General features: G+C 43.8%; 11 protein-coding genes. 6 read left to right on the plus strand and 5 right to left on the minus strand.

Going from position 1 to position 14,436, the window contains the following annotated elements; translation table 11 throughout:
• The first annotated feature begins 150 nt into the window (after window positions 1-150).
• Window positions 151-516, plus strand: a complete 366-nt coding sequence (locus GTW09_RS14115) for a hypothetical protein (protein ID WP_163112409.1) — start codon at window positions 151-153, stop codon at window positions 514-516.
• 34 nt (window positions 517-550) lie between these two features.
• Here GTW09_RS14115 and GTW09_RS17780 read toward each other — a convergent pair whose 3' ends face one another.
• Window positions 551-2,890, minus strand: a complete 2,340-nt coding sequence (locus tag GTW09_RS17780) for a winged helix-turn-helix domain-containing protein (protein WP_163112410.1) — start codon at window positions 2,888-2,890, stop codon at window positions 551-553.
• Between the two features lie 251 nt (window positions 2,891-3,141).
• On the opposite strand from GTW09_RS17780, the gene GTW09_RS14125 reads away from it, so the two are divergent.
• Complete coding sequence (locus GTW09_RS14125; RefSeq protein ID WP_163112411.1) at window positions 3,142-3,603, plus strand: tetratricopeptide repeat protein; 462 nt, start codon at window positions 3,142-3,144, stop codon at window positions 3,601-3,603.
• A gap of 58 nt (window positions 3,604-3,661) precedes the next feature.
• On the opposite strand, the gene GTW09_RS14130 is transcribed toward GTW09_RS14125, so the two are convergent.
• Both GTW09_RS14130 and GTW09_RS14135 read right to left on the minus strand, forming a co-directional pair.
• Window positions 3,662-4,735: an adenosylhomocysteinase gene (locus GTW09_RS14130; RefSeq protein WP_239059404.1), complete on the minus strand. Its 1,074-nt coding sequence runs from the start codon at window positions 4,733-4,735 to the stop codon at window positions 3,662-3,664.
• Window positions 4,736-4,955: 220 nt separating this feature from the next.
• A complete protein-coding gene (locus tag GTW09_RS14135; protein ID WP_338024965.1) occupies window positions 4,956-6,845 on the minus strand; it encodes a diguanylate cyclase in 1,890 nt (629 codons plus the stop codon).
• A gap of 339 nt (window positions 6,846-7,184) precedes the next feature.
• On the opposite strand from GTW09_RS14135, the gene GTW09_RS14140 reads away from it, so the two are divergent.
• Entirely contained in the window at window positions 7,185-8,117 is a 933-nt protein-coding gene (locus tag GTW09_RS14140; protein WP_163112413.1) for an AEC family transporter, read from the plus strand.
• Between the two features lie 24 nt (window positions 8,118-8,141).
• On the opposite strand, the gene GTW09_RS14145 is transcribed toward GTW09_RS14140, so the two are convergent.
• Window positions 8,142-9,029, minus strand: coding sequence for a LysR family transcriptional regulator (locus GTW09_RS14145; protein WP_163112414.1), 888 nt, complete (start codon window positions 9,027-9,029; stop codon window positions 8,142-8,144).
• A gap of 97 nt (window positions 9,030-9,126) precedes the next feature.
• On the opposite strand from GTW09_RS14145, the gene GTW09_RS14150 reads away from it, so the two are divergent.
• Together GTW09_RS14150 and mmsB are read left to right on the plus strand one after the other, a co-directional pair.
• Window positions 9,127-10,626 (plus strand): CoA-acylating methylmalonate-semialdehyde dehydrogenase, encoded by a 1,500-nt coding sequence (locus GTW09_RS14150; protein WP_071980560.1) that lies wholly within the window; start codon window positions 9,127-9,129, stop codon window positions 10,624-10,626.
• A gap of 21 nt (window positions 10,627-10,647) precedes the next feature.
• The gene (gene mmsB, locus GTW09_RS14155; RefSeq protein WP_071980561.1) at window positions 10,648-11,523 is read left to right on the plus strand and encodes a 3-hydroxyisobutyrate dehydrogenase; all 876 of its coding nucleotides are present in this window, start codon (window positions 10,648-10,650) and stop codon (window positions 11,521-11,523) included.
• Between the two features lie 105 nt (window positions 11,524-11,628).
• Here the strand turns inward: mmsB and dld are convergent, their stop codons facing one another.
• On the minus strand, window positions 11,629-13,362 hold the full coding sequence (gene dld, locus GTW09_RS14160) for a D-lactate dehydrogenase (protein ID WP_163112416.1): 1,734 nt from the start codon (window positions 13,360-13,362) through the stop codon (window positions 11,629-11,631).
• Window positions 13,363-13,596: 234 nt separating this feature from the next.
• Between dld and GTW09_RS14165 the strand changes: the two genes are divergently transcribed.
• The gene (locus GTW09_RS14165; protein ID WP_163112417.1) at window positions 13,597-14,433 is read left to right on the plus strand and encodes a thioredoxin domain-containing protein; all 837 of its coding nucleotides are present in this window, start codon (window positions 13,597-13,599) and stop codon (window positions 14,431-14,433) included.
• Window positions 14,434-14,436: the final 3 nt, after the last annotated feature.

Here is a 14,436-nt window from a genome sequence, read left to right on the forward strand (position 1 = left end):
CAAACCCACCTTTTTCTGACTAAGCTATCTTTATAACTTCTACAAAATTGATAGTTTTTAGCTATCGCGAGATAGGATTATTTTTTAGTCATCAAAAGTTAAACTTCACACGTAATAACATTGAACTCACTGGTTAAATGAGGATTCATTATGAAAAAATCTATATTGCCTCTTTTGTTTTTATCTTCGCTAGCGGCGTCTCCCTTTGCTGCTGTGAGCGCTGAATCTGGTGCCAACAACGCCAGCGTGAAAAAAATGATAATTGTTGATCGCACCGGAAAGCCTCCCTTCAAACGTGAGCTTGTTGAAGTGAGCGAACACGATGTAGCGCAATTCGAACTGCTGAATGCGTCTACAGAATGTGAAAATAGAATGAGCGTAGATATGCGCGGCAAACCGCCATTCAAACGCTCTGTAGAGTGCGTACCGGTGGTAGATGTTGCGCAGTTTGAAATGACTAACGAGTCGGAAAGCTCAACAAATTTTAGCGGCCATCCGCCGTTCAAGCGCCGCTAGTCTATTTTTTCATTAAAGATCAAAAGCGAGGTCGTCATGAAGCGTCCTCGCTTTTTTTATATCTGCGTTTACTTAATTTGTCATAACGAGACTGTAATCCAGAAAGAGCTGCCCACCGCGAGTAGGTACGCAAAAATTCGTTGAGAGCCTTTTCGATGTGAACAGCCTTTTGAGGCGCATCGCTAGAGAGTCTAACCAGAGCGAAAGCGGCTTCTACATTGTGACTATTCACAATTGGAGTGGGTTTGGATAAAGATGGAAAATGATTGAGTATTACCTCATAACCGCTTTTTTGTTGCTCGGTGGCTATGTAGCCATCGGTAAGTAGCGGGATAACGCTAAACGCCTGGGTTTGCTCAGAAAGAAGAGATTCCATAAGCGCAATATCAGTATTAGTTACGTCACTTTTGCGTAAACGACTAGCATGAGTTTTCCAAAAGCGAGCTATGGTGCTATCTCCAAGCAAAGATGCTGCATGGGTAAACCATTGCGTAGCTTTGCTGTTATTTCCTGTCAGCGAATGTAGATTTCCCAGATACGCTGCATTTACTGAAGAAAATGGATCAATAGACAAACACGCTTCCATTGCTTCTATTGCAGCGGCATTATTGCCTTCTAACGCCAGTATCCTAGCCTTCCATACATAGGCCCATGTGTACATATCGTCTATTTCTAGGGCTCGTTTTAACGTTGCCAAGGCTAACGACGTTTCTCCCCGCCAATAATGCACAATGGCCAGATTGACGTTTACCCACGGTGAAAGTGGTTCTTTATCTAGTGCCTGCTGAGCGAGCGAAAGCGCGCGCTCTGGCTGCAGTTTAGCCAACGCTAGCTCAGAAGACAGATACAGGCTTGTTGAATTGTCAGCATTGCGACTTAGCACTCGATTTAACGCTGCTTGAGCGTCATCGAAACGGTAATCAAGGGTAGCCAGAATAGCCGTAGCATTATGTGCATTGGCATCATAAGGGTTTAATCTCAGTGCATTATCAATTGCAGCGTTTGCTTTGGGTAGCGCCTCCTCTTGCGGTATGTACAAATCGTAGAAGTTATAGCGCGCATAAATATAAGCAAGACTGCCATAAGCCGCCGAGAATGTGGGGTCTTGGTTCACAGCCTGTAGAAACGCTTTTTCAGCTTTGGTAAACCACTCACTGGTTGTGCCATTCATCCACCAATATGTACCTTTAAGGTAGGCTTGATAAGCAGCGGCGTTGTCTGTAATACCCGATTTTAATACAGATTCCGATGCGGTATTGGTAGCAGATACACGGGTAATAATTGCATTGGAAATATCTAATTGTACTTTGAGTAAATCATTACTGGTTACGTCGTATTGCTCACTCCACAGCGTTTTATCCTCATATGGAGCAATTAATCTTACCGATATTCTGAAGCTTTGATTGATTCTTCTAACGCTGCCCTCGAGGGCGTAATTCACATTTAGTGTTTTGGCAATATCGGCTAACGATAGACCTTGTTTAGTTAGCGCTAGTGTAGAGTAGCGCGAAGGCACATTGAAGCCGGGCGTTGTCGATAAGCTTGAACTAATTTCTTCTGTTAAACCAAGGGAAATATACGACGAATCTGTATCATCTGAAATCTGACTAAAAGGAAGTATTGCAATAGAAGTTGTTATGCCTTGATGAGAGGTTTCATGCTGACTGTCTGTCTTTAATATAGTAGTTCTGCTCATGGTAAAGAATAGTGCCGCTATCACAATGAGAGCCACTATAGCGAGCCACACTTTAAAGCGAGCATTTGATGAGGTAGATGCCGACATCTTATTGGCGTTGGTATCAGAGCGAGTTGATGTAGGCTCTGAAGCGTTTGCAGGCTGAGGGCTGTCTTTTTGCTCAGGGCTGTCTATACGCTCAGGGCTGTTTTTACGCTCAGGGCTGTCTTTACGCTCAGGGCTGTCTACAAGCTCAGGGCTGTTGCCCTCCAATCTAGTGGTTTTCTGATTTGGGTGGGCTGCATTTTCGTGGCTGTTAGCAGATAAAGACTGAGTTGATGATGTCTCTGGTGCTTGAGCATCACTTTTAGAGGTTTCGCTATTAACATAGCTTGGGGTTACGGTTAGTTTGTACCCCAGTTTAGGTATCGTTTTTATCAGCCTTTTAGATTTATTGTCATTCAGAGCATGGCGTAATTGCGAAATAACACGTGAAAGTGCCTCATCGACAACCACGCGTTCTCCCCAGACGGCCTTGTGAATATATTCACGACTTACTGCCTCAGGCGCATTGTCTGCCAATACATTTAACACTTTTATACATTTTGGCTCTACCTTCACTGCGCGTTCATCGCAAGAAATGGTGTTATCTGCGGTATTAACGACAAAACTTTCAATTCTGAATAACGTGGAAGGCACTTAAAAACCTCAATCAAAAAAATGTAAGCATTTGAAATAATTAAAAATAAACAAAAAAATAATGAACATTAGGTTTTCATTAGAAAGAAATGAGTACGTAATTATCTTTTCATCATGTAATTACAGTAAAAGTCACTATTCTCCAATCATCGTTTAACAAAACGTTAACCAATGCCTTATCAGCCACGTTAAAGTTCACGCATCGATAAGTCTAAAAACAAATTAACTAACGCGACAAGTGGGAAAATATCATGATTAAAGTTTTAACCCTAGCAACCACTCTTCTTTTTGCGACCAGTGCGTTAGCGCAAAGCGATAACAGTGTATTTAAACTACGAACTACTGTAGAGGATGTATACGGCGTTCAAGACGTAGAAAACGGCGATTACGCCAGTGGTATTCGCAAACTTAATGCTCAACTTGCTCGTACATCGATAGCATCTATGCAAGCGCCTTTGCATACAAACTTGTGCGTGGCTCACATTGCCACAGGTAACTTAGAAGCCGCTCAAATTCATTGTGAGAAAGCAGTTGAGCAGTCGGGTAACAAAAGCATCGCGCTTAATAACCTTGCTGTATTAAATTGCTTAGAAAGCAAAGCCACGCTTTGCGTAGAGAACTTTGAGCGTTCGGTGTCAGCAAACAAGTTTAACCGCTTTTCTACCAGTAATCTTACGTTGGCAAACACACGCCTTCAGATCACAAAAAACTAAACATACCTTTTAGTTATTCGCAGACATTGGCTATTAAAGCCAATGTCTGCGCGCATTGCTAAAGTGCCGAAGACCATGCCGATTCAGGCAGCAGATAAAGTCCTCTTTCGTGAGACTCCCCCTCCCCTACAATATGACCTATGCCTGCGGCCATTACCGCTAATGTCACGTCAAACGCGTTTAAACTATCTCCATAACCTGCAGTTAAATTAAACATCGAGCCGTCGGCTAATAAGAAAATCGTTTTTCCATTTCCGGTATAAGCATTCACATAAGGCATTGGTTCAGTATGGGTGGCATTCGCTTTTAAGTGCGCTACATCTATTTCTTTGGCAACATGCCCAACATTTAAAAGAAACGCATTATTTTTCATAGCGTCCAAATGCCCAGCATGAACTACGCCGCTGGCACCTGTTGCTGTGGCAATAATATCAGCGGTTTTTACGGCATCAGCTAAGGGTACTACCGGCCAACCATCGTATTTCGCTTGTAAAGCACGAGCTTTATCTATTTCAGCCACCTGCACTTGGGCACCAAATGCTTTTGCAGAAGCAGCCACTCCCTGCCCAACAAGTCCGTAGCCCACCACTACCACTACTTTCTCGTGAAGCGTTAAATGCGTAGTTTGGAAAAAGGTTTGCCAAGCACTTAAGCCAACCATATGGCGGTTGTGAAGCCCCTCTTTTACTGGCAAATCATCCCAATTAAAAATAGGGTACTGAGGAGACATACCGTTTAAGCGACTAATACCAGAGCCCGTTGCTTCAAGGCTTGCTTTTACGTTAGGTACAGCTGCGCCTTTACTAGAAATTTCATGAAAACGTGCGGTGAGATCTGCCCCCATCTCGCATAAATGAGTAGGTTGCCATTCAAGTGCTTTGTCGAACGAGGCAGACCACTCTGCGTCATCCATGTCGCGCCATGCATGCGCGACTGCGCCCTTTTTAACTAAATAGTCGACAACATCGTCCTGCACCGTTGTGGGATTACACGTTGTGAGAAAAACTTCGCAACCACGCGATAACAATCCCTCGACGAGCGGGGCCATTTTTAGGTCTAAGTGCATGTTGCACGCTAGTTTGATGTGGCTCAATTCAGGTAGTTCGGCGACGGCTTTTTGAGTCCGTGGCATATGGAGTCGTGCCCAGTCGAGTTCGGCTTGAAAATTTTGATACATAAGAAATTGCTGCGAGGATAAAAAACAAAGCATACGCTAGAACACCACAAAGCCACAACACCGTGGTAGACCCTACTAATAGACAGCTGAATAAGAGATCTGGATATGAAGTACTGAAATAGACAATTTTCTGCGCTTAACTTTGCCTAATTACACGCCCTTGTTAGGGCTTGGCTTACGCAGCTACCACACAATTTCTACCATTCTGCTTTGCTTGATACAGTGCGTTGTCAGCAGATTTTATTAACTCATGTAAGGACATTTCATTCGTTTTGTCGGTACTTTTTAAATTGCTTTCTTCATTTTCTGCCGCCGTTTGGTGATAAGGGGCGAGTGATGCAATGCCAATGCTCATGGTCACTTTTGCAATCCCTCCACTGGTTTCTTTTTCAACAGCCACGCGTAATGTCTCGGCAAGCGTTGTTGCTTCTTGTAAGCTGGTGTCGGGCAAAAACAGTAGAAACTCCTCGCCACCCCAGCGAAAAACCAGATCTGAGCTTCGCACTCGTTCTTTTATTGTTTTAGCGACTAACTCTAAAACCCGATCTCCGGCATCGTGTCCAAATGCATCGTTAATTTGCTTAAACCAATCTAAGTCAATGAGAACAACTGCGAGCTTTTGCTTTTTGCGAACGCCCAACTCCCAAAGTGGATAAACTAACTGTGAAAATGCTCTGCGATTATATAAATTAGTGAGAGGGTCTACTCGGGAAGTAAATTCAGCACTTAAGCGCGCTTTATACACTTCTTTAAAATTGAAACCTAATGAGACAGACAATAACGACATTTCTAAAAACATACCCAGCTCTATACCTCTAAACGCCCACTGGGAATAGGGAACAACCCCCCAGGTAGCAAGGCTAGAAACCGTGGCGCCGCCAGTACCCAATAAAATCGCAGGCACGAAAAACTTAGCCAGCGTATTGCCATTTCTGTAGCAAAGTATGCCAATTAGTAACATCCACAATGATAAGCTGGTTAAAATAACAAGTTGGGCCAGGATGGCAAAACGCTGATTGCCGTATATCAACATAATCAGTGCAAGTAGCAGCAACCCTGAGTAAATAAGCTTACGCTTTGCAAAAAGCGAGGGTAAGTATTTCTTAGTGTTTAAAAACTCGATTGTGAATGTTACACCGGCCGTTATGTAACAAAGCATGAGAGCGGGCATTAACCACTGCTGTACAGATGGGTAAGCCCCCCAAAACCACCAATAGCCATGTCCTGTGTAGGTAAAGTTAAACGCGGTAAAGGCAAATAAATAGCAGGAGTAAAGTAAATACTTCCGTTCCCTTAAATACACAAAAAGAACGAGGTTATAAACCAATAAAATAAGCAAGGCGCCATATAAGAAGCCGTAAAAATAGGCATTTTCCAGCATCACCGTTTTTTTCGCTTGCTCGTTGCTTAAATAGACAGGTATTGTCATGGGGTCTTGAGAGACGAAGCGAAAAACTACGAAGGTCTCGCCGGGCGAAAATGCATAGCTTACGGTTGGCATTCTTGCGTTGTACACGCGCCGCTCGATGTGTTCAGTATCACCTAACGCCTCACGCCTGACTATTTCATTGCCCTCTATAAAGAAAACATCAATTTTATCTAGCCACGCATTGTCTATTTCAATCACTCTTTTCAGGCTGGTTTTATTATCTATATTCTGAGTATCTGCAGCTTGGCTAATCTCTAGGCTAGCCCCTATTTGGCTATTTGAAACAGTATTTACGTTGACTGGGAGTACAGCCCACAGCACGGCATTAGTAAAGCCAAAACTAACCTGTCCGGCGGTGTTTTGACTAAATTGTCCCTGCTTAAATGCTGCGATTGCCTGTGCGGCGGAAGTGATTTCGTTACCTGATTGATAGAGAAAGAGGCGATTATTTAATAACGTGCGATCAGTGTAACTTGTTGAAGTTAGCGGTAAGGTGTCATTTTTAGATACAGGGTGGGAGGCGGAAACTGATGAATTTTCCTGAGCAACAGAATGCCAAGCAATGAACAGCATGATGCAACATATCAATGCTTTTAGACAAACGTTTACAACGTTTATTACTCTTGGCTGGCTCACCTTACTTCCCTAATACGGCCTACGCCTTGAATTTAACCTTTTTCCAACACATTGTGAATTTTTTTTAACCTCCTTTGTTGAAAACATTCAAATAGTCTAATAGAAAGACGTCCAATAGTTCGCAACAAGGGAGGTAAAGCTGAATGGCCATTATGACAAGCCTTCCTAAGAAGCGTATTTGTTATATGCCTCTTTATAATAAGATTCTTCGTAAATAATAAGACTCTTCGTAAGAATCCTTTTCGTGCTTAGTAACATCATACAAATTCTCACCGCAGTGCATTAAACCATCGCAAAGTTTGGTAACCTTAAAGTAATTTTCATGCACTACGTACTCTCATGCTGTCTTTCATAACAAGCACGCTGTTTCCTGTCCTCATATTATTACTGCTAGGTTGGTATTTTGTCCGTATTCAATGGCTAGACGACAGTTTTGCCCAGTCTGGGTCCAAACTTGTTTTTAACGTTGCGCTGCCTGCCCTGCTGTTTGTTTCCATAAGTCAGTCAGATTTTTCTCAAGCCGCAAATGTACCCTTAATTTTAGTTGGTCTTACTGGCACAATAATCATGTTTGTAGCGTTAGTTGTTCTTGCTCGCATTACCGTTGTAAGCCCGAACGCAAAGGGCGTTGTCGTTCAAGGTGGCTTCAGAGCGAATATGGGCATAATTGGGCTAGCGTATGCCGCAAACACATACGGGCAAGAGGGTTTAGCTGTAGCCTCAGTATATATGGGGTGCGTAACAATTTTGTATAACGTCTTGTCTGTTTTTATTCTTAACTTTTATCAAATAGGGTTTAGTGCTCCTACCGATCAAATAAAAGGAATTGCCAAAAATCCACTCATTATATCTATTATCGCAGCCCTTCCTTTCTCTTACTTTCAATGGCAACTGCCTGAGGTGTTGCTCAAAACCGGTGAGTATTTTGCTCAGCTAACTTTGCCATTAGCACTAATTTGTACAGGCGCATCTCTGCAATTTCGCTCTTTTTCAAGCGACTGGTATAACATTGTTGTTACTACCATCAGCAAATGTATTATTTATCCCACGCTACTGGTTACTATGGCTTACTGGGTTGGGATAAGAGGTATGAGCTTGGGCGTTATCTTGTTACTTTCAATCGCCCCCACCGCGGCTGCCAGTTATATAATGGTGCGCAATATTGGCGGCGATCATAGATTAGCGGCCAGTATTATTGCCGTTAGCACACTGGTTTCTTTGCCTATTACCGCTATTGGTTTTGGTGCTTTGTCTACTCTTGGCCTGCTGTGACATAAAGCAAACTCGTGGTGACTATTATAAATCGCAGAAAGTCGCTTGTGCGCCACTCACCTCTTCAGTAAGCCAATTGATAAATGCCTGAAAACGGGCCTGAGAATGGGTTTCTTTGTGTGTTGCCAGCCAAAACGTACGTTTTATGTGGATCTCATCTTCAAGTAAACGAGTTAGGCCCTGCTGATGTTCAGCTATAAATTTTGGCAATATGCCTACACCAGCCCCATTAACGAGCATTTGGTACTGAGCATGAATACTAGTGCTACGCAGCGCACTGAGTTGTGAAAGCGCAGTCTCCTCTATAAATTTAAGCTGCGGGGCAAAAACTAAATCGGGCACGTAGCTCACTAAATTAAATTGTGAAAGGTCACTCAATGAATGAGGTAAGTTACTCTCTACTAACGATGCTTTTGTGTATAAGTACAGGTAATATTCGGTGAGCTTTTGAGTTACCAGTAATCCTTTACTGGGCTTTTCAAGCAAGATGGCGATATCGGCTTCTCGCTTGTTTAAATTTAAAAAACCACTGGTTGCGACTAACTCAATACAAATACCGGGATAACGGCGTTTAAATTCTGGCAGTCGCGGCGCCAGAAACCAGTTGCCAAACCCTTCTGATACGCTTACCCGAATGGTGCCCGCTAAATGCGAGCGTTCGTCGTGCAGTTCATTTTGCGCTTCAAGAAAGTAGTGTTCTGCTTTTTCAATGTAGTTGACTAGTTTGATCCCGTGCGAGGTTAAGACATAGCCTTTATTGGTCAACTCAAACAATTTGCAATTTAACGAGTCTTCAAGCTTTTTTACACGACGAATAAGTGTCGTCGGATCTAGCTCTAGGCCTTTTGCTGCAATTGCTACCCGACCATTCCTTGCCAGTCCAAGAAATAACCTCATGTCATCCCAATTCATCAATATACCTGCATTTTTACAGCACCAAGCTGTAAGTATATGTATTGATCTTGAAAACACAAGGTTTCAATATTGTAAAAAAACTAGGAGTAGTAACGTGAGACAAATTAATCATTACATTGCAGGTAAACTATATAGCGACGAGACAGAAAGCACTGCTTCGGTGTATGCGCCAAACACAGGCGACGTTCAAGCCGAAGTATTCTTAGCTAATTCAAATACTTTGCAAAAAGCGGTAGATTCAGCGTTAGCAGCGCAAGCCGATTGGGCAGCCACGAATCCACAGCGACGAGCACGAGTTATGTTCAAGTTTAAAGAGTTACTTGAAGCAAACCGTGACAGACTTGCACAACTGCTATCCAGTGAACACGGAAAAGTATTAAGCGACGCCCAAGGCGACATCCAGCGCGGTCTTGAAGTCATTGAGTTTGCGTGCGGTATTCCTCATGCCCAAAAAGGTGAATACACCGAAGGGGCTGGCCCTGGTATAGACGTGTACTCTATGCGTCAGGCATTAGGTGTGGTAGCAGGCATTACCCCTTTTAACTTTCCAGCTATGATCCCCATGTGGATGTTTGGTGTGGCCATCGCCTGTGGAAACGCTTTTATTCTTAAGCCGTCTGAGAGAGATCCTTCGGTTCCAGTTGAGCTAGCAAAACTTATGACAGAGGCCGGTCTTCCTGACGGCGTGCTTAATGTTGTGCACGGCAATAAAGAAGCGGTAGACGGTATTTTAGACCATAAAGACATCAAGGCAGTGAGCTTTGTAGGTTCTAGTGATATTGCTAACTACGTTTACGAACGTGGCGCACGAGCAGGCAAACGGGTTCAAGCAATGGGCGGTGCTAAAAACCACGGCATTATAATGCCCGATGCAGACCTTGACCAAGTTGTTGCTGACTTAGTTGGTGCCGCTTACGGTTCTGCAGGTGAACGCTGCATGGCTTTACCCGTAGTGGTTCCCGTTGGCGATGAAACCGCTGAAAAACTTAAAGCTAAGTTAATTCCTGCCATTAAAGACATTATGGTAAGTCACTCTGAAGATCCTAACGCCCACTATGGGCCGGTAGTAACCGGCGAACACAAGGCTCGTATTGAGGGCTATATAGACCTTGCCATAGAAGAAGGCGCAGAGCTTGTTTATGACGGTCGTAACGCTCAAATACCTGCCGATAGCAAAGGATTCTTTATCGGACCTACTTTGTTCGACCATGTAACGAAAGAAATGCGCTCGTATCAGGAAGAAATCTTTGGCCCAGTGTTGCAAATTGTAAGAGCTAAAGACTTTATTGAAGCCGTGAATTTAGCTAGCGATCATCAATACGGAAATGGTGTGGCTATGTATACCCGTAACGGACATGCAGCAAGGGAATTTGCCCAGCGAGTCAACGTTGGCATGGTAGGTATTAATGTGCCTATTCCTGTACCCGTTGCTTATCACACGTTTGGCGGCTGGAAACGCTCTTCATTTGGCGATACTAATCAGCACGGCATGGAAGGTGTGAAATTCTGGACCAAAGTGAAGACGGTTACTCAACGCTGGCCTGACAGTTCAGACACAAACGATAATGCATTCGTAATTCCCACTATGGGCTAAGGCAACACAAGGAGTTTAAATATGACAAAAGTTGCAATTATTGGCCTTGGAAATATGGGCTCGGGCATGGCGGACAACCTTGTTAAAGGCAAGTTTGATGTGACTGCGTTCGATCTAAGCGAGACGGCGCTTGAAAAGGCAAAAGCGTACGGATGCAACGTAGCGTCTTCAGCTGAAGAAGCGGTGAAAGACGCTGATATAGTGGTCACCATGCTTCCTGCAGGTAAGCATGTTCGCGATATTTACGCCAACCAGATACTGACTAACGTAAATAAAGACACACTATTGATTGACTGCTCTACCATTGATGTAGACAGTGCGAAATCTGTGTCGGAAATGGCCCAGGAGCACGGTCTGAAAATGCTTGATGCGCCGGTATCAGGTGGCACAGCCGCGGCAGCAGCAGGTACATTAACCTTCATGGTTGGTGGTGATGCCGATGCATTTGAAAAAGCGCAGGGCGTTTTAGGTGCTATGGGCAAGAAAATTGTTCACGCGGGGGGCCATGGTGCAGGACAGGCTGCAAAAATTTGCAATAACATGCTGCTTGGCGCCTCTATGATTGCCACCTGCGAGAGCTTGCAGTTGGCACAAAAGTTAGGCTTAGATCCTCAAGTATTTTTTGATATTGCATCAAATGCCTCTGGCCAAACATGGTCGCTCACCACTTATTGCCCAATTAAGGGTGTGGGCCCGCAAAGTCCCGCTGATAAAGACTTTGCAGGCGGTTTTGCCTCTGCGCTTATGCTTAAAGATCTTACATTGGCTATGCAGGGTGCAGACGGTGTAAAGGCTCAGGTACCTATGGGTGAACTGGCGGCGAAATGGTTTGAGCAGCATTGTGACGAAGGAAACGGCGCTCTAGACTTTTCATCTATCATCAATAAGTTAGCATAAATAATTGTAGGTGAAGTGATGTAAATGGGTTTGCATTAACAATAAATGCCCTGCTTTACCACCTACAAAAAAGCCGATATTGAATTTTCAATATCGGCTTTTATTTTAGTCGTGACCAGAGCAGCACCCACCTGCCTGTTTGGCCCAATTTTTAAACTTGGTGGTTTTTCCAATACCTGGGTTAAAACTGTTTGTCGGGTCTAGCTCACGATAGAAGTTGCGCAACGTTTCTTTTGCTGCGTATTCATGACCTACATTGTGCTCTGCAGGATACTCAGCCTTACGTGCATCAAACGTAGCCAATATCTGGTTTTTAAGTGCTTTGGCATCTGCACCTTTCTTAACAATATAATTTTGGTGCATAACATGACAAAACAGATGCCCGTAATACAATTTCGTATCAATCTGGTCGTCTATTTCTTTAGGCAGCACTTCAAACCAATCGGGGTCGTTACGACGAAGCGCCACGTCAATGGTCATCATTGCGCCTACTTCTTTACTGTGCATTATGTGATAACGGCCAATAGCACCACCCGCTACGAAGCGGTGTAGTATGGCCTTATCAGCCTCTTCTTCCGTACACTCAAAATAACCGCCTTCATTTGTCTTAAAGAATTCGTTGAGGTATTCACGGGCCTCATCAACACCTTCATTGCTCATTTCTAAAATCCAGTGGTGTTGGTATTTATCTCTGAATTCATCCATGCGCTTTGGCAAGTGATTAGGGAATACGTAGCTAACGGCCTGCATAACACGGTCGGACATTTTATTGGGAAGAAAGCCTAGTTTATCTGCAAACGCATCGAATTTACGCTTAAAGGCAAACAGCTTTGGAATAAATTTCGCACCGAGTTTGTTGATGACAATAAACATGTCTTTGCCGTACTTCTTCGATACGTCGTAACAATCGCGATGCAGATACTCACCAGAGTCGGGCAAATGTTTGAAGGTAGAAAGAATATCTCTGCGCACCGAGGTAAAAACGTTTGAATCGTTAGACCCTACGTAGAAAACCTGCTTTTTAGCTGGAATCGGAAAAGTGTCTAAACGCACAGCGAATACGGCTAATTTACCAGCGCAACCAGATGCTTCGTGCAACCTGCGGCCATCGTTATTAAAACGCGATGGTGTGTCTGAGTCTACATCTCTGACTCGTGCGTCGTATTCGTTATCCGACGCTCGTGCATTGGGTTGCTCAACATCATCATCGGTCCAACGTTTTTTCTCGAGGTTTTCCAGAATTTCTTCCGGCGTATCACCGAGTTTTATGCCCAAATTATTGACCAACGTAAGCTCGCCGTTTTCATTGATTTGTGCAAATAATGCCAGCTCTGTGTATGCAGGGCCTCTTTTTACCAGCGCGCCACCAGAGTTGTTACAAATGCCGCCCACAATAGAAGCGCCAATGCACGATGACCCTATTACCGAGTGTGGCTCACGCCCGTAGGGAGCTAATTGTTCTTCTAGACCGAACAAAGTACTTCCTGCCAGACCTACAATTTGTTTGCCTTGATTAACAACCTGAATATCATCAATGCGCATGGTACTAATGATAACTAACGGTCGGTCATACTCTTTACCGTCAGGTGTAGAGCCGCCAGTTAAGCCTGTATTAGCCGCCTGCATTATCACAGCTACATCGGCATCCACACATAGCTTTAGCACTCGCCAAATTTCAACAAGCGAACCTGGTCTTGCAACGGCGAGCGCCTCACCGGCACCAAACCGGATACCTTTACAATAAGGCTGTTTCTTGGCTTGATCAGTTAATAAATAGGCTTGTCCTACTACATTTTGCATAGATGCAATTAGGGACTGAGTGTCTGGATGGGCGGCCATGAGTCTCTCTATCAAAATCGAAATATTCGCTGGTGAGGAACTATACACGAATCACAAACAGAACAAAGAGGGAACCCTGTGGTTCTTAATACAATTTATTTATATTTAATGAGCATCAAATAGTGCGAGGATTCTAGCGAGTTTAAACTCAAATGCCCCTTACCGAAAAATAGTGCTACATTAGCAACGGACAATATTACATTAATAGCACATTTTTGAACTAAGATGGTAAGCATGTATAAAAACACCTATCAACGCATTAGCCCTACAACCATTTTGTTAAAAGCAATGTGGTTAGTAATAGCATCGCTCTCATTACTTATTGCATTATCGAGTATTGCAATTTCGAGTGTGGCCAGCGAACTCGATACCACACCGTCTTTCGTTCACAGCGATACGCCACTTGAAGATGTTATTGCGGCGCAAGAGCAAGCCACAGCCAATGACAAACTTTTATTAGTCGTTTTAGGTGCTCAATGGTGTCATGACAGTACAGGCCTTGCGGGTTATTTCGACTCTGAGGCATTGCGTCCTATTTTACAGAAGCACTACACCACTATCATGGTTGATGTCGGCCTGTTAGAAGACAGACGTGATATTACTCAGCGCTTCAATTACCCTACATATTATGCAACACCCACCGTGATGATTATTGAGCCTAGTAGTGGCACATTGTTAAACAGGAAAACGATGGCTAGATGGGCATATGCCGATAGCATTCCACTGCTCGATTACGTTGAGTATTTTACCCAATACGCAGAATTAACAGATACAGAAATAGCTGCTCTGCAATCCTATAGCCCCACACCACAAGAAGCGTCTTACAATGAAAAGTATGCGGCACGCTTGCAGCAAGCCTATAAAACGCTTTCGCCATTACTCAAAGACGATATTAATGGAAAAACCGACGATAATTTTTATGCCATGTGGAAAGAGGTAAGGAGGTTTCGAGCGACGTTACAAGAAGAACTTATGGAGCGTGCTTCACAGCAGCTTGATAACGCAGCAAATAGTGCTTCAGGATCGAAAAAGGCCACACTCACTGAGTATGACCCCTTCTCTTGGCAATAAATA

The sequence above is a fragment of the Alteromonas hispanica genome, assembly GCF_010500915.1.
Lineage (GTDB): Bacteria > Pseudomonadota > Gammaproteobacteria > Enterobacterales > Alteromonadaceae > Alteromonas > Alteromonas hispanica.